Consider the following 16,420-nt stretch of genomic DNA (forward strand, 5'->3'; position numbering starts at 1 on the left):
ATAAGGCTTGCGGTGATTATCAACCCGTTGCAGGAAAACAACGATAGGATGATATCTCACTATAAAATCTTGTGGAAAACTATAGATATCGGAAAACGCTGCTTTTTAATTCACTATATGCAATGTCATATAGTGTGACATTGTTGCACAACCGTGGCGAAAATGTGTAATAATCTTGTAACCCTCCTTGTGGGTTTGAACGATATCCCGTTACGAATTGGGAATGTTGCGACGATATCTGTCGCAGAGTAACCTATTTTGACGGACCCTTTTATGACGCCGCTCAGCCCAGAGATGAACGAATCCGCGATTATGCGCGGTGCGGTTGCCCCGTCGCGCCGCCAGAAGCGCGCTCTTGCCGCCGGTTTGATGGGCGCGACTGCCTGTATCGCCCTGTTGCATTTCGCAAGCGACGCTCAGGCACAAACTGTTTCAGCGCCTGTCACATCGACCGCCTCCAAAAGCCCTGTGAAAACGAAGGTCAAGGGGACTGCGTCGAGCCGCTCGGCTCGCGCCAAGGCGGTTGCGGCCCCGGTTTCTGACAGCTCTGTCTCAGCTCCTTCGTCGCGTGCAGAGACAATCATGGTCACGGGATCGCTGTTTCGCGATCCGAACACCACGAGCGCTTCACCGATCACCCATATCACCATGAAAGACATGCAGCAGCGCGGGATCAAGACCGTGACTGACGCGCTGCAACTTCTGTCTTCCAACGGTGCTGGTAATCTGACCAATTCCTGGTCGGCAGGTGGCGGTTTCGCAGCAGGCTCTTCGGCGCCCTCATTGCGTGGCCTCAGCGTGGACTCAACGCTCGTGCTGATGGATGGGCAGCGTCTGTCTTATTATCCACTGGCGGATGACGGGCAGCGCAATTTCGTCGACACCAACTGGATGCCGCAATCGATCATGCAGAGCGTTGATGTCCTGCAGGATGGTGGGTCGGCGACCTATGGCGCCGATGCCGTCGCCGGCGTGATCAACATGATCACCCGTAAGGAAATCAAGGGTTTCGAAGGGAATGCCGAGGGCGGTCTGACCCAACGTGGCGATGCGGGCCATCAGCGCCTTTACGCTACATGGGGTCACGGCGATCTGCACAAGGATGGTTATAACTTCTACATCAACTCGGAATATCAGCAGGACGATCCGCTTTATTACCGCCAGTTGAGTGCACCATATAACAACGGTGATTTGACGGATATCGGCGGGAAGAACGGCAATAGCAACATTGTCTCCGGCAGCGCGATCACCAATTTCTCGCCATCGACGGTTGCGATTGTGCGTCCTGTGACCAGCACGGGGGCGAATGCAGGTCCGTGGCAGTTGCTCAATCCGCAGGCTGGCTGCACCAGTGGAACAGATGGCGTCGTGAGTGGCGTTGTCTCTGGAACGACCGGGATCAGCCAAGCCTGCTCATGGAATAGCCGGAAATATGCCCAGTTGGCACCTGATCTGCGCCGCGTTAGTGCTACGGCTCATTTTACGGCCAATGTGACCGAACGTTCGCAGCTGACAGCGATGTTTACGTGGTCGCAGTCCCGGTCAATCACCACCGGAACGCCGGCAGCAACCTATGGCGGCTCGTCTTATAGCCAGGCAAAGCTGGCGACAGCGCAGAACACCTATCTGCCTATTTATCTCGCTGATGGATCGCTCAACCCAAATAACCCGTATGCGTCTCTAGGGCAGCAGGCGCAGATCAATTATCGCTTCGGTGATCTTGAGCCCACGACGGCAAGCACCACCCAGAATTTCCGCGGCTCGGTGCGCTATAACGGATGGCGTCCTTCACGCTGGGGTTCTGACTGGAATTACGACGTCAATTTCGTCGGGATGAACTCCCTTCTCAATCAGACGATCACCGGCGTCCCGACGATTGCGGGTATTCAAAACGCCATCACAAGCGGCAGCTATAATTTTGTCGATCCGTCGGCCAATTCGCAGTCGGTACTCAACTCCATCGCACCGCGTAATGTCATCAATGCGCGTACGCAGGAATATTCGGGTGAGGCGACCTTGAGCAAGGGACTGTTCCACCTGCCGGGCGGTGTGGCCAAGCTCGCGATTGGTGGGAACATTCGCTACGAAGCGCTGAACGACCCGAATGCCAACCCGCTCGATCCTGCAAATCCTGCGGCGCAATATACCGGTGCAATCAACCGGTGAATGCACAGGGGAGCCGTTGGGTCGAATCCGGCTTTTTCGAAGCCAATGCGCCGATCGTGAAAATGCTGACTGCCGATGCGTCCGGTCGCTACGATCACTATTCGGAAGGCTTTAGTAATTTCTCGCCGAAATTTGGAGTGCAATTCAAGCCAACTGAAAAGCTGACTTTGCGTGGCACGTTCGCCAAAGGCTTCCGCGTTCCGAGCTTCGCAGAAACAGGTGGGTCCAATGTTGGTTACACGACTTACACGCCAACAAACGCAAACTTCATTAGCCAGCATCTGAATGCCAACGGGACCCCGAATAACTACGCTCAGAATTACAGCATCGGCTCCAATGCATCAGGCAACCCAAATCTGCGCCCTGAGACGTCGACCAATTATTCGGCTGGTCCCATTTTCCGTCCGACACGTTGGCTGACTCTGAGCGCCGATTACTACTACATCCGCAAGAACCATTATATTGCGCCGAACCCGGTTGGCACGGCCACCGTGGCCAATGCCTATCTTGCGGGTGAGACGCTGCCGACGGGTGTGACGGTTACCCCGGATGTCGCCGATCCGCAGAATCCGAGCGGTCAGCTCCGTCCGGGCATCATCAATCTGGGCTATGTCAACACGAACAAGCTCGTCACTGATGGTTTCGATCTGTCTTTTGAGGCCAACACGCAGCTTCCTGGCGTGCTCCACGAGGTGCATTGGTACAGCAAAGGGACGGCGACCTATGTGCGTCGTATGAACCTGACCAATCCGGACGGCTCGGTCTATCGTTTTGCAGGAACACTGGGTAATTATGCTGCCGTGTCCGCTTCGGGAACGCCCCGCTGGCGCGCCAACTGGGCCAATACCTTTGCCTGGCGCAAGCTGGCTGTGACGCCGACAGTCTACTACACCAGCGGCTACCGCACGACGGCTGAAGATCAGACAGGTTCCAACACGGCGCATAATTGTGCGGATGCTCAGGTATCGAGCAGCTTCGTGCCTCAGGGACAGTGCAGCGTCAAAGCCTTCTGGGACGTCGATCTGACAGTGAATTATCAATTCAACCGCCGTTGGAGCGCTTATGCCAACGTCTACAATCTGCTCGGCTTCAAATCGCCTTATGATTTCGGGACTTATGGCGGTTATCTCTACAACTCTTCCTGGTCGCAGAACGGTGTCGTTCTCCGTTCCTTCCAGTTCGGCGTAAAGGTCGTTCTCTAACTCTCGTTGCTCCGGGCCTCGCGGCCCGGAGTTTTTCTATCCGGTCAGTGAATCCCATGCGACCGAACAGCAGGCCGCATTGTCCGGAAGATGGCTGAGCCGATCGGTGTCCGCCCGCTAAGCGATAGTGCTGCGTACGGTCTGTCTGTTTTGAATTACTCGCTGAGTGTCAATTCGCGTTGTCTAGCGTTCCAGTTTGAGGTCGTTTTCGCTGATTTCCATCAGAATTGTGCGGAATGTCTCGACCAGGAGACGGTTGCCCGGGGTCGGACGGGTCACGAAGTGGAAATGACTGACCAGATGCAGATCGTTGAAGTCGATACGACGAAGACTGCCTCGCTGCACCAATTGTGCGGCGAAAAGCTCGGGCAGGAAGCCTATATATTCGCCCGATAGAATGAGGAGCGCGCGTGCATCGATGTGATCGGCTCTGGCAGCAAAAGTCATTGACGGTTGCAGCTCTTCCCAAGAAGGAGATGAGGCAGCGTCGCTGACACTGATCATTCGGGCATTTGTCAGCGACGGATGATCGATCGTGTGGTCTGCTCGTTCGAAGAGGGGATGACCTGCGCCGCAGTAAAGATTGGAGCGCTCGTAGAAAAGCGGGATCGAGTCCATCTCAGACGGCTGATGCGGAGTCAGGGTGACGCCTGCTGTCGCCGTACCGTTGTGGACAGCCAACTCCACATCCTGTGTAGAGGCTGAGTGCAATTCCATCTCGATGGCTGGGTAGCGACTGGCAAGGGTCTGTATGGCGCGTACGAGAACCGTTTCGCCGTGAATCTGAATATTATCGGTCAGATAAAGACAGAACCGGCCTGAAACCGTGCCGCTTACATCATTAACACGTTGCTGGAACAGTTCAATTTCGTCAAAGAGCTTTGCCGTAGCGTCTAAAATTCCCTCGCCTTCGCGGGTTAGAGCAAATCCCGATCGTCCGCGATGGCACAACACCATGTTCAGACGATCTTCGAGGGCGGCGATATCGATACTGATCGAGGATTTGCTTTTGCCGAGAGCCAATTCGGCAGCCGCGAAGCCTCCGTGATGCGCTACGGAGGAAAATACGCGCAAAAGGCGCAGATCTACCTCAGCGATACGACCTTGAAACCCGCTGACACGGGGAAGAGGGCGGGCGTTGGCGGGTATGCGTGGACGAGACAAGGGCTAAGATCCAGTTTCAGACGTCAGGCAATGGTATCTCTCCCTGCGACGTGACGAAAATTTCAAAACGCCTACAGGTAATATCCTTATGATAAATGAAGTGTGATCGTGCGAAATCAAAGTTAAATTCTCTAAATGGAAAATAAAATATCGACTCGTTATTAGTGGATCGTCATTCGTACTTCGGGCGAAGGCTGGGTGATCAACCGCTCACACTCGAGGCATGTCAGCTTCATGTTGCCAGTTTATGGCCTTGACCGTACGCGATACGTCATCCGACTAGCTCTCATGAGCGGAGTGGCACCGCCCACCCCATGACGATGCCGCTCAGATGTGCCAAGTTGTGTAGCGTGTCCCAGTTCAAGCGCGAGCGCCCCTACGTCGGTGATGGTTCTTCGACATGGCCATATCGGATCCGGTGTCGCGGGATGTCTGACAAGCCTACCTCATAGTTACCGTACAAAGCGGCCCTGACATGCTGCTGCCTCTGCTCTGTGGGGTCGTTTTAAAATAATGCCTGACATCTGATATTGCTTCGGGATCATCACTTGAGGCGCAGGTTGTTCGTGTCGCAGAGGCAATAGTGAAGCGAGACCTCCGCCCTTCTCTAAAATTATAACCCGAGATGACTCGGCTTGGATCGACCTTGACGCGCCAATTTCGTGTTTTCTTCTGCATACGGTAAAATCTGGTATTGTCGCTTGACTGCCGCCACATGAGAGGACCCCATGCGCCGTGTCGTAATCAACCGTGCCGTCGATACAGATCGTCTTGAACGGTTCAGACGTTTCAATCAGCATGCTGGAGTGATCGAATGGGCCGAGGGCGTGGAGGGAGAGCGTTTTACTCCAGGAGACCTTGCAGAGCGCGGGATGGCTGACCCGGGTTTAAAATACACGCCCGGCGCATTGGGCGCGGCTCTGTCTCATCTCGGTTTATGGAGCCAGGCTGCGCAGCAGGACACGCCCTTGGTTGTTTTTGAAGATGACGCGCTACTGTGTCGTAATTTCACGACGGAAAGCGAGCGCCTGATTGCGACCTTGCCTGAGGGGTGGGACGTCGCGCTATTGGGCTATAATTTCAACGCGCCCATTACGATTGACGCTCTGCCCGGTGTTACACGAGGGACCGTTACCCTTGATGAAAAGCGGATGCAGAAAAATGCATCGTCTTTCACGTCACAGGATGTCAATGCCGGTGTCTTCAGACTACTTCAGGCGTTCGGCCTTTGCGCATATGTCGTCTCGCCCAAAGGAGCACGCAGACTGCTCGACTGTTGCCTCCCGCTAAGCGCAGGAATATCAGCAGCTCGGTCTGGACCGTATGGTGCGCAATGTCGGGATCGACGTTGTGACGTCCTATCACTACGCACAGCTCAATGCGTTTGGAGCCTTTCCACCGCTGGCTATTTCGCCCAACGATAAGGCACTTTCCACGACGAGACGGACCGCCTGAGGGTGTCAGCTTCGGCGTTCTGCCACTGCGGCTGCGAGCGTTGAGACAAGAACCATCGATGCGGCGTTGGAACGGAACCCCTGAAAATCGGCCTCATGGACCTCAAGCCATAAGCCGGATTGGGGAATGACCGGGCTGGCAGCGCTGTCGGTCATTGAGATGATCGGGACCTCACGGGCTTCGAGCGCCTGAAAGAGCTCGACCGTACGCGGGGCATAGGCCTTGTAGCTAAGGACGAGAGCGGCATCCTCAGGGCCAGCATAGGCAAAGCTTTCCTCTTCCATCCCGGTTTCGAGCCCGATGATGTGATGCTGAATGTCGAGCTTCGACAGCAGATAGGACAGATAGCGGATCACCGGCATCGACCGACGCAGTCCCAGTAGGTAGAGGCATTTTGCCTGAGCCAGCGTTGTGACCGCAGCGTCAAGCCGATCTGGCAAAAGCTGTGTCTGAAGTGCCCGAAGGGATTCGTGAGCAGCTTCGTAAAACCCGCTGAAAATAGCCGATGCTTCGACCGCTTCACCATCCACGCGATGCAGGGCGTTGACGCGCTCCTTATAGGTGACATTGCGCACACGCAGCCTGTCTCGAAACACAGCCTGCATATCCGAAAATCCTGCAAACCCCAGCGTCCGAGCAAAACGTACGACCGTCGAGGGCTGAACGACGGCCTGACGCGCGAGTGAGCTGACTGTGCCGAGGGCCACTTCGTCAGGCGCATTGCTGACGAAATCAGCGAGTTGCACCAGTCGTTTGGGCAGCTCCTCGTAACAGAGGCGCAAGCGATGATGAAAGGCGTCGAAATCGGACTGGATGGAGAAGGTGTCGTCAGGAAATTCGGTCAAGGTAGCGCAATCCGGTAAGGGAATGAAAATTCCATAACATTCTATCGGCAGAACGCCAAAGGCACTGCTGTCTAGGGCTCGGATCCCGATCTGATCACATCACCGTGCAAAATTAAAGAAAATTAGGGAATATACGTTCCGTGTGGTGACCTATAACAGAACTTATGTTCTGATAATGAGCAACCTAACATGCTGCAGGAGTCGGGGATGCGCGGACAGGATCTCGATATCGTCGCTATTGGACGTTCCTCTGTCGATCTTTACGGTCAGCAGATCGGTGGCCGACTGGAAGATATGGCCAGCTTCAGCAAGGCCGTGGGGGGGTGTCCCGCCAATATCGCGATCGGCACTGCGCGACTGGGTTTGAAATCGGCGCTTGTCACGCGCGTCGGCGATGAGCATTTCGGCCGCTTCATCACCGAGCAGCTGGAGCGGGAAGGGGTTTGTACCGATGGTGTGCAGATCGATCCGGATCGTTTTACCGCTCTGGCCATTCTAGGCGTGCGCGATCGGGAGAATTTCCCGCTTCTCTTTTATCGAACCGATTGTGCCGATGCTGCTCTCGATGAGGGCGATGTCGATCCGGCGTTGATCGCGCGCACGAAAGCAGTTGTCGTGACGGGCACGCATTTTTCGCGTCCCGCTTCGGCCAAGGCACAGCGCAAGGCAATGGATCTGGTGCATCAGCATGGCGGCAAGGTTGTGTTCGATGTCGATTATCGCCCCAATCTCTGGGGCCTGGCAGGGATTGGCGACGGAGAATCACGCTACATCAAGTCGGATAGCGTAACCGCTCATCTGAAGGAAATCCTGCCCCATTGCGATCTGATCGTCGGCACGGAAGAAGAGCTGCATATTGCGGGTGGCAGTGAGGACACGCTTGAGGCCATTCGTGCCGTCAGGGCTGTGTCGAAAGCCACCATCGTTTGCAAGCGTGGACCGATGGGGTGCGTCGTTTTCGAAGGAGCTATTCCGGACTCTCTGGAAGACGGCATTTCGGGGCCCGGTTTCCCGGTGGAGGTCTATAACACGCTCGGTGCTGGCGACGCCTTCATGTCCGGCTTTCTACGCGGCTGGGTTCGGGGCGAGAAAATTGCCGAATGCTGTCGTTTCGCGAATGCCTGCGGCGCTTTTGCGGTCTCGCGTCTGCTCTGCTCGTCTGAAATTCCGACCTGGGAAGAGCTCAGCTATTTCCTGGCAAAAGGCAGCAGTCAGCGCGCCCTGCGCCGTGATGAGGCGCTCAATCATCTGCATTGGGTCACGACACGTCGGCAGCAGACCACCCCCATCATGGCACTGGCATGCGATCATCGATTGCAGCTCGAAGAGATTGCGAACGCAGTCGGCGCCTCTTTCGATCGCCTGCCCAAGTTCAAGAAATTGGCCGTTCAGGCAGCCAAAAGTGTGGCGCAAGGCCGTCCTGGCTTTGGCGTGTTCATGGATGGACGTTACGGGCAGGATGCCCTGTTCGACGCCTCACACGCGGGTTTGTGGACAGCGCGCCCCATAGAGAAAACGGGCTCGCGTCCGCTCGAGTTTGAGTGTGGCGGATCTCTTGGTGCACATCTGGTTGAATGGCCGAGCGCGCAAATCATTAAATGCCTGTGCTTCTATCATCCTGATGACAGCGATGAGCTGAAGCATCGTCAGGAGCGCGAATTGCTTCGGGCGCAGGATGCGTGTCGCAAGTTTGGCAAGGAGATCCTGATCGAGATCATTGCGGGCAAGAACGGTACGCTGACCAGTAACACCGTCTCGTCTATTCTCTCTCGCCTTTACGATGTCGGCCTGCGTCCCGATTGGTGGAAGCTCGAAGGCCAGCGCGATCCAAAGTCCTGGGAGAAGATCGGGGCAGTTATCGAAGCACGCGATCCCCATTGCCGTGGTGTCGTCATTCTGGGTCTCGACGCGCCAGCAGAAGAGCTGATGGAGGCCTTCAGGGCCTCGTCAGCGACACCATGGGTCAAGGGCTTTGCCATAGGGCGCACCATTTTCGCACAGCCCGCCCGAGACTGGCTGGCCGGGAAGACTACTGATGAGCAGGCCGTTGCGAGATGGCGCGGCGTTTCAGCGCCTTCGTCGATGCCTGGACGTCCCGCGATCAGGCGGCACTGTCCGGCGCAAGCGCCTGAAGCGAGGGAGCACGGCAATGAAAACGATCCGTTTGACCATGAGCCAGGCCCTTGTGCGGGCCATGATGGCGCAGAAGACCGAAATCGACGGGCGTATTGAGCCCTTCTTTGCCGGGGTCTGGGCAATCTTTGGCCATGGCAATGTCGCCGGTCTGGGTGAGGCGCTTCATGCCCAACGTGAGACTCTGCCGACGCTGCGCGGTCATAACGAGCAGGGTATGGTCCACGCGGCGACGGCCTTTGCGAAGGCCTCCCGTCGTCGACGCGCCATGGCGTGCACCAGCTCGATCGGGCCGGGTGCGTTGAACATGGTGACCGGAGCGGCCGTGGCTCATGTGAACCGGCTGCCAGTCCTGCTTTTGCCGGGTGATGTATTCGCTAATCGTATTCCCGATCCGGTTCTGCAACAGGTCGAAGATTTCGGCGATGGCACGGTCACGGCGAGTGATGCTTTTCGGTCGGTCTCCCGTTATTTCGACCGGATTACCCGGCCCGAGCAGATCGTGCCCGCGTTCGCTCGCGCGATGGCTGTGCTGACCGATCCCGCCGAATGCGGGCCGGTCGCGCTTTCCCTATGTCAGGACGTGCAGGCAGAGGCCTTCGATTATCCCGAGAGCTTCTTTGCCGAACGTGTGCACCGCATTCGTCGTCCTCTCGCAGATGAAGTCGAACTCGAGGAAGCCATTGCGCTCATCAGTCAGTCGCGCAAGCCGCTGGTCATTGCGGGTGGCGGCGTCCTGTATGCCGGTATCGAGAAACAGCTTGCGGCGTTTTGTGCCGAAAAAGGCATTCCCGTGGGCGAGACACAGGCAGGGCGCTCGTCGCTGCCGACGTCGAACACCCTGAATATGGGGGGCATTGGTGTCAGTGGCACCACTGCTGCCAATGCAATGGCGGCGGAGGCCGATCTTGTTATTGCGGTTGGAACGCGCCTTGCCGATTTTACGACGGGATCCTGGGGGCTGTTCTCGAACCCCGATATGAAAATCGTGTCGCTCAACATCCAGCCTTTCGATGCGACCAAGCATCAGGCGCTTGCGGTTGTGGGTGATGCCGGAAAATCCCTCATCGCACTCGATGCCAGGCTGAAGGGCTGGAAAGCAGCGCCTGAATGGACGGGTAAGGCCGAGCGTGCCTATCGCGAGTGGAGGGAGATCTCGGCGCGCTATCAGGCCCTGCCTGATGCGACGCAAAAGACATTGCCGACCGACGCGCAGGTGATCGGCGCCGTGCAGCGCAACGGCCGCCCCACCGATACAGTGGTCTGCGCGGCGGGGGGGCTGCCTGCCGAGTTGCAGAAGCATTGGCAGGCCGAACAACCCGGCGGATACCATATGGAATATGGGTTCTCCTGCATGGGGTATGAATTGGCTGGAGCGCTCGGTGTAAAAATGGCCTGTCCCGATCGCGAGGTGATCGTGATGCTGGGGGACGGCTCGTGGCTGATGCTGAACACCGAAATCGCCACCTCCGTTTTGCTTGGCCAGAAGCTCATCGTCGTGTTGCTCGATAATCATGGATATGGCTGCATCAACCGTTTGCAGCAGGCCTGCGGCGGTGCTCCGTTCAATAATCTCTGGGAAGATTGCCAGCAGGTCCGTCCTTTCAAGATCGATTTCGTGCAGCTCGCTCATGGCCTTGGCGCGCATGCCGAAAAGATCTCAGGCCTCGCCGATCTGACAGAGGCCTTGGAGCGCGCACGCTCGGCAGACCGGACGACCGTTCTCGTCATCGACACCGACCCGGCACCGACCACCCAAGAGGGCGGCGCCTGGTGGGATGTCGCAGTGCCTGAGGTCTCGATCCGTCCGCAGGTCGATAAGGCCCGCGAAGAATATGAGAGGGCGCGTGGCGCGCAGCGTATCGGTAACTGAGACAGCTTTATTCCGTCTCTCGCCAATACGGCGATGAGGCAAGGAGACGAGTATGACAATCAAAATTGGCGCCAATCCCATCATCTGGTCCAATGACGACATGCAGTCGGTTGGCGCATCCACAACGCTCGAAATGTGTCTGGCACAGGCGAAAAAGGCCGGCATTCAGGGCATGGAACTGGGTCATAAATTTCCCCAGACAGTCTCTGGCATGAAGGCTGCACTCGATCCGTTCGGGCTGGAATTCATCTCCGGCTGGTGGTCGACCGAACTTCTGACGCGCTCTGCCGAAGAGGAAATTGAGGCACTCAAACCCCGTCTGGAATTGCTCAAGGGCATGGGGTGCAAGGTCTGCATTGCGGCAGAGACGTCCAACGCGATTCATGGGCAGATCGATACGCCCCTCTCTGCGCGCCCTTTTCTGGCGGCAGCCGAGTGGAAAGCGTTTGCCCAGCGTATGACCGTCGTGGCCGGTTTTCTGGCAGATCATGGGATCGATCTCGTCTATCATCACCACATGGGCACGGTTGTGCAGTCGCGAGACGATATTGCGCGCTTCATGGATCTGACCGGTCCCGCGGTGAAGCTGTTGCTCGATACAGGCCATGCGCTTTGGGGCGGGTCCGATCCCGCCGAGTTGGCCCGCTCTTATCGGGAGCGGATCCGTCATGTGCATGGCAAGGATATCCGTCCGTTCAAGCGGGCGCAGGCCGATGTGTGTGACTGGAGTTTCTTACGAAGCGTGTTGTCCGGCGTGTTTACCGTGCCGGGCGATGGCTGCATCGACTATGCCCGCGTTATGCGTGAGCTGCCCGATTATGCAGGCTGGATCGTGCTTGAGGCCGAACAGGACCCTGAACTCGCTAATCCCCTCGTTTACGCCCGCATGGGCCGAAATTATCTGGTCGATACGCTGATTGCGACCGGCCATCTTTCGGGAGCGTCCCTATGACGTCCACTCTTCTGGTGCGGTCTCACAAGCCTGACGAGACCAAGCGCACTGTCTCCGTAACGCCTCAATCGGCGGGATGGGGCTATATCGATTTCAATGTGCGTTCTTTGGCGCCGGGAGATCACATCTCCGATCGCACCGGCCCGAATGAGACTTGTCTTGTGCTCGTCAGTGGCAAGGCGCGCATCCAGGGGGCAGGACAGGATTTCGGTCTGCTCGGAGAGCGCATGGATCCCTTCAGTGGAGCGCCCTGGTCTGTCTATCTGCCTTCTGGGGCCGATTGGCGTGTCGAGGCGGAGACGGCGGTCGAGCTGGCAGTCTGTTCGTCTCCTGCCAAGGGCAAATACCCTGCCCGTGTCATTTCGCCGGACGATGTGGGCGAACTGACGCGAGGGACGGGCACCAATCAGCGTTTCGTCCGCAATATTCTGCCTGACACGGCAGAAGCGGAAACTCTGCTGGTCGTCGAGGTCATCACGCCGGGTGGGCATTGGTCGAGCTATCCACCGCACAAACACGACACCGACGATTTCCCCAACGAGACCTATCTCGAAGAGACTTATTATCATCGTCTCAAACGCGGCAGCGGGTTCGCCTTACAGCGTGTCTACACAAAAGACGGGTCGCTGGATGAGGCCATGGCTATTGCCGATCGTGACGTGGTGCTCGTGCCCAAAGGCTACCATCCTGTCGGCGCGCCGCATGGTTTCGACCTTTATTATCTCAATGTCATGGCGGGACCCCGTCGGGCCTGGAAATTCTCCATGGATCCTGACCAGGCCTTTCTCCCCTATTGATTTGGACAAGTGGAGTTCTTGAAATGACTCTCAAAATTGGTGTTATCGGCACGGGCGCTATTGGTGAGGACCATATCCGCCGGTGCATGCAGAGCCTCTCCGGTGCAGAAATCGTTGCTGTGACCGACGTCAATCTCGATCGCGCTCAGGAAGTAGCGAATAAATACGCGCCGAAAGCCAAAGTGCCGCAGGATGGCGGGACGCTGATTGTCTTGCCCGAAGTCGAGGCCGTGATCGTCACCTCCTGGGGCGGGACACATGCGCAGTATGTGTTGGAGGCATTGCGGCACAAGAAATACGTCTTTTGTGAAAAGCCACTCGCTACGACGGCTGAAGATTGCCGCCGGATCGTCGAGGCTGAAGCCGCACATGGCAAACGCCTTTTGCAAGTTGGGTTCATGCGGCCCTATGACACAGGGTACCGTGCACTGAAATCCCTGATCGACAAGGGTGAAATCGGCGAGGTTCTGATGATCCATGCGGCTCATCGTAACCAGCGTGTCGGCGCCAATTACAAGACCGATATGGGTATAACGGACACGCTCGTACACGAGCTTGACGTGTTTCGCTGGATGCTTGGCGATGATTATGTGAGCGCTCAGGTCATTTTCCCACGTCGGACATCCAAGGCGCTGGAGCATATTCGTGATCCGCAGATTGTTTTGCTGGAAACGAAAAAAGGCATTCGCATCGATGTCGAAATATTCGTCAATTGCCAATACGGATATGACATCAAATGCGCGGTGGTCGGAGAGCTGGGTGAGGCCAGCTTGCCCTTACCTCCTGCTATTGAACTGCGTAAGGCCGCCGCCTTGTCGACCGAAATCATGACCGACTGGAAAGAGCGGTTCATCGCGGCGTATGACGTTGAGGTTCAGGATTTTATCAATGGCGTCAAAGCTGGCGCGCTGAACGGGGCGACCGCGTGGGACGGTTACTGCGCCTCGGTGGCTGCTGATGCCTGCGTCAGGGCGCAGGAAAGCGGACAGATCGAAAAAATTGAAATGACAATGCGTCCAGCCCTTTACGGCGGTTGAGTTTCCACTGGCGGAAACGACTGTCTGACAGAGGCTGAAGCCGTAAAGATCTCATGCACCATTTCCTGACCGAATAATGATCAGCACAGGGCGCACATGATCCGGAACGGCTCTCTAAAACCCGTTCAATGACTGTCTCTCCCGGCAAAAAAAAGCCGGGAAAGGAGAGCATCTCATGAAAAGAGTAAAAGACGTCGTCATGGTGCAATCAGAGCGCCATGACGTTGGATATGTGCTGCGTATCTGCGCGATCGCTGCTTTGGGGGGTATTCTTTTCGGCTACGATACGTCGGTGATCTCCGGCGCGATTTCGCCTTTGCAGGAATATTTCCACCTCTCTCCGGCCCAGACGGGCTGGGCTGTTTCCAATGTGGTGGTCGGCTGCATGGTTGGCGCGCTTGTTTCCGGCGCGATGGCGGACAGGCTGGGACGGCGTATGACGCTGTTTATCTGTGCGCTGTTGTTCAGCTTACAATCGATCGGAACGGCACTCGCGACGGATTTTACGTGGTTTGTCGTCTATCGCATGCTCGGCGGGATCGCGGTTGGCGTCGCTTCAGCTGTCTCGCCCATGTATATGTCCGAGGTCTCGCCAAAGGATATGCGGGGGCGCGCGCTCAGTATGGAGCAATTCGCCATCGTCTTCGGTCAGGTGGTCGTTTTCGTCGTCAATTATCTCATTGCGCGGTCTGCGACGCCCGAATGGCTGCTCGACATGGGGTGGCGCTGGATGTTCGGCTCGGAAATCGTGCCGTGTATCCTCTTCTGCGCGATGATTTTCTTCATTCCGGAATCGCCGCGCTGGCACGTGCTCAAGGGACGCCACGATGAGGCGCTGAAGACCCTGACACGCATTTCGAACGATCATCATGCGCGCAATCTTCATGCCGAGATCAAAGAGTCTCTGGGCGCCGTCGCCAAAACGTCTCTGGGCTTCTCAAAGGTTTTTGGCGATGCTCGTGCTCGCTGGATCATTTTCGTCGGGGCGAGTATCGCTGCGCTGCAGCAGGTCACCGGCATCAATGTGATGATGTATTACGCACCGATGGTTCTGAAATCGACCAGCGGCAGTCTTCAGGCCGCTCTGTTTCAAACCATCTGGATCGGGCTGGCCCTGCTGCTCGGATGCGTGATCGGAGCCTGGATTGTCGATCGTCATGGCCGTAAGCCGCTGATGCTCTGGGGCTCGATCGGCATGGTGATCGGACTTCTGGTCGTTTCATGGGGGCTTTACACCCAGTCAACAGGCCTGATGGCCCTGTCGGGCATGCTGGTTTTTATGCTGATGTTCGGTCTGTCCTGGGGGCCGATCTCCTGGATCCTTATCTCCGAGATTTTCCCCAATCGCTTCCGCGCTGTCGGGATCAGTCTGGCCGTAACGGCCAATTGGGGCATGAATTTCGTTGTCAGCCAATTCTTCCCGATGCTGAGCGAAAATCATTATCTCTCCGAGAAATTTCACGGTGCCTTTTCGATGTGGCTGTTCGCGTTACTTGGCCTTGGCGCCCTCTGGTTCATGATGAAATTCGTGCCTGAGACCAAAGGTGTTTCTCTGGAAAAAATCGAAGAGACGATGATCGATTATCGCTCTTTCTCTTCCTCGACGTCGCCTGTCGCCGTCAAAACCACCAGACATGTCTGAACCGGGAGCGAGCATGATGAGAAATACAATCCGCATCGGTCTGATTGGTACGGGCTTTATGGGCAAAGCGCATGCTCTGGCCTATCAGGCTGCAGGGAACGTCTTCGACGATATTCCGCGCCCAATGCTTCATGCAGTGGCCGATCTCGATGGTGCCCGAGCTGAGGGTTTCAGAAACCAGTTCGGGTTCGTCAAGGCTCTGACGGAGTGGCGCGCGCTTGTCGAAGATCCGGAGATCGATGTCGTATCGATCACGACCCCGACCCTGTTTCACAAGGAAATGGCGCTTGCTGCTCTCGCTGCCGGCAAGCATGTCCATTGCGAAAAGCCTCTGACGATCAGTGGCGCTGATGCGCAGGAGATGATGCTCGCTGCGGAAAAGGCGGGCGTCAGGACGGCAAGTGGATTTAATTATCTCAAGAATCCGCTGCTGAAATATGCGCGCGAGATGATTGCTTCCGGTGAACTTGGAGAGATCACCGATTTCAATGGGATCCACGCCGAAGGCTTCATGGCCGATCCGGAAACGCCTTGGTCATGGCGTTGTGATCCGGCAGGTGGACAGGGAGCTATCGCCGATGTGGGCAGTCATATCATCGCCGTTGCGCGGTTCCTGCTCGGCCCGATTTCAGAGGTTTTCGCCCAGCTCGATACGCCGATCAAAACCAGACCGGTCAAGGCCGGAGAGGCCGAGCGCAAGGAGGTGGGCGTGGATGACATCGCCCGCATGCTGGTCGTGTTCGAACGAGGATGCTCCGGGACGCTTCAGGCTAACTGGCTGGCGACAGGGCGAAACATGCAGCTCGGCTTTCAGATCTCTGGGAGCAATGGGACGCTTGTTTTCGATCAGGAGCGCATGAACGAACTGCATTATTACAAGGCGGGGGAAGATCCTCGCAGCAATGGCTTTCGTCTGATTGAGTCCGGGCCGCAGCATCCGCCTTATGGCGCCTTCTGTGTCGCGGGTGGTCATCATCTCGGCTTTAACGATCTCAAGACCATCGAGATGGCCGAGTTTATCCGCGCGATCGATCAGGGTGTGTCGGCAACGCCCGATTTCCGTGAGGCCTGGGAGGTTCAGCGTCTGATCGACGCTGCTGTCATGGCCCACAGAAATGGAAGCTGGGCGAGACTCTGACGTCTCTCGGGATCCG

The 16,420-nt window shown here is 56.7% G+C and carries 12 protein-coding genes; 10 read left to right on the top strand and 2 right to left on the bottom strand.

The window, feature by feature from the left end; all coding sequences use genetic code 11:
• The first annotated feature begins 273 nt into the window (after positions 1-273).
• Both JCM15831_RS23655 and JCM15831_RS23660 read left to right on the top strand, forming a co-directional pair.
• Positions 274-2,166 carry a TonB-dependent receptor plug domain-containing protein gene (locus JCM15831_RS23655; protein WP_051528363.1) on the top strand — a complete coding sequence of 631 codons (1,893 nt, stop codon included), beginning with the start codon at positions 274-276 and terminating at the stop codon, positions 2,164-2,166.
• Positions 2,163-3,368: a TonB-dependent receptor domain-containing protein gene (locus JCM15831_RS23660; protein WP_051528364.1), complete on the top strand. Its 1,206-nt coding sequence runs from the start codon at positions 2,163-2,165 to the stop codon at positions 3,366-3,368. The genes JCM15831_RS23655 and JCM15831_RS23660 overlap by 4 nt, the downstream gene beginning before the upstream one ends.
• Positions 3,369-3,551: 183 nt before the next feature.
• On the opposite strand, the gene JCM15831_RS06900 is transcribed toward JCM15831_RS23660, so the two are convergent.
• Entirely contained in the window at positions 3,552-4,532 is a 981-nt protein-coding gene (locus tag JCM15831_RS06900; RefSeq protein ID WP_025823701.1) for a LysR family transcriptional regulator, read from the bottom strand.
• A 728-nt stretch (positions 4,533-5,260) separates the two neighbouring features.
• Here JCM15831_RS06900 and JCM15831_RS06905 point away from each other — a divergent pair.
• Positions 5,261-5,956 carry a glycosyltransferase family 25 protein gene (locus tag JCM15831_RS06905; protein WP_025823703.1) on the top strand — a complete coding sequence of 232 codons (696 nt, stop codon included), beginning with the start codon at positions 5,261-5,263 and terminating at the stop codon, positions 5,954-5,956.
• Positions 5,957-5,992: 36 nt separating this feature from the next.
• Here JCM15831_RS06905 and JCM15831_RS06910 read toward each other — a convergent pair whose 3' ends face one another.
• Positions 5,993-6,832, bottom strand: coding sequence for a MurR/RpiR family transcriptional regulator (locus JCM15831_RS06910; protein ID WP_025823705.1), 840 nt, complete (start codon positions 6,830-6,832; stop codon positions 5,993-5,995).
• Between the two features lie 189 nt (positions 6,833-7,021).
• On the opposite strand from JCM15831_RS06910, the gene JCM15831_RS17265 reads away from it, so the two are divergent.
• The 7 genes from JCM15831_RS17265 (at position 7,022) to JCM15831_RS06945 (ending at position 16,404) form a co-directional block, all read left to right on the top strand.
• A complete protein-coding gene (locus JCM15831_RS17265) occupies positions 7,022-9,064 on the top strand; it encodes a bifunctional 5-dehydro-2-deoxygluconokinase/5-dehydro-2-deoxyphosphogluconate aldolase (protein WP_232228038.1) in 2,043 nt (680 codons plus the stop codon).
• On the top strand, positions 9,003-10,838 hold the full coding sequence (iolD, locus tag JCM15831_RS06920; RefSeq protein ID WP_456303427.1) for a 3D-(3,5/4)-trihydroxycyclohexane-1,2-dione acylhydrolase (decyclizing): 1,836 nt from the start codon (positions 9,003-9,005) through the stop codon (positions 10,836-10,838). Before JCM15831_RS17265 ends, iolD begins: the two co-directional genes overlap by 62 nt.
• A gap of 52 nt (positions 10,839-10,890) precedes the next feature.
• Entirely contained in the window at positions 10,891-11,790 is a 900-nt protein-coding gene (gene iolE / locus JCM15831_RS06925; protein ID WP_025823708.1) for a myo-inosose-2 dehydratase, read from the top strand.
• Positions 11,787-12,587: a 5-deoxy-glucuronate isomerase gene (gene iolB, locus JCM15831_RS06930; RefSeq protein ID WP_025823709.1), complete on the top strand. Its 801-nt coding sequence runs from the start codon at positions 11,787-11,789 to the stop codon at positions 12,585-12,587. Before iolE ends, iolB begins: the two co-directional genes overlap by 4 nt.
• A 23-nt stretch (positions 12,588-12,610) precedes the next feature.
• Entirely contained in the window at positions 12,611-13,624 is a 1,014-nt protein-coding gene (locus JCM15831_RS06935) for a Gfo/Idh/MocA family protein (RefSeq protein WP_025823711.1), read from the top strand.
• A gap of 175 nt (positions 13,625-13,799) precedes the next feature.
• Entirely contained in the window at positions 13,800-15,266 is a 1,467-nt protein-coding gene (locus JCM15831_RS06940) for a sugar porter family MFS transporter (protein ID WP_232228039.1), read from the top strand.
• 13 nt (positions 15,267-15,279) lie between these two features.
• The gene (locus JCM15831_RS06945) at positions 15,280-16,404 is read left to right on the top strand and encodes a Gfo/Idh/MocA family protein (protein ID WP_232228040.1); all 1,125 of its coding nucleotides are present in this window, start codon (positions 15,280-15,282) and stop codon (positions 16,402-16,404) included.
• Positions 16,405-16,420: the final 16 nt, after the last annotated feature.

The organism is Asaia astilbis JCM 15831 (genome assembly GCF_000613845.1).
GTDB lineage: Bacteria > Pseudomonadota > Alphaproteobacteria > Acetobacterales > Acetobacteraceae > Asaia > Asaia astilbis.

Excerpts from the sequence above, each read along its gene's own strand:
- iolD (WP_456303427.1), top strand. The coding sequence starts at position 9,003 with ATGAGCCAGGCCCTTGTGCGGGCCATGATGGCGCAGAAGACCGAAATC.
- JCM15831_RS23655 (WP_051528363.1), top strand. The coding sequence starts at position 274 with ATGACGCCGCTCAGCCCAGAGATGAACGAATCCGCGATTATGCGCGGT.
- JCM15831_RS06940 (WP_232228039.1), top strand. The coding sequence starts at position 13,800 with ATGAAAAGAGTAAAAGACGTCGTCATGGTGCAATCAGAGCGCCATGAC.
- JCM15831_RS06935 (WP_025823711.1), top strand. The coding sequence starts at position 12,611 with ATGACTCTCAAAATTGGTGTTATCGGCACGGGCGCTATTGGTGAGGAC.
- JCM15831_RS06905 (WP_025823703.1), top strand. The coding sequence starts at position 5,261 with ATGCGCCGTGTCGTAATCAACCGTGCCGTCGATACAGATCGTCTTGAA.
- iolB (WP_025823709.1), top strand. The coding sequence starts at position 11,787 with ATGACGTCCACTCTTCTGGTGCGGTCTCACAAGCCTGACGAGACCAAG.
- JCM15831_RS17265 (WP_232228038.1), top strand. The coding sequence starts at position 7,022 with ATGCTGCAGGAGTCGGGGATGCGCGGACAGGATCTCGATATCGTCGCT.
- iolE (WP_025823708.1), top strand. The coding sequence starts at position 10,891 with ATGACAATCAAAATTGGCGCCAATCCCATCATCTGGTCCAATGACGAC.
- JCM15831_RS06945 (WP_232228040.1), top strand. The coding sequence starts at position 15,280 with ATGATGAGAAATACAATCCGCATCGGTCTGATTGGTACGGGCTTTATG.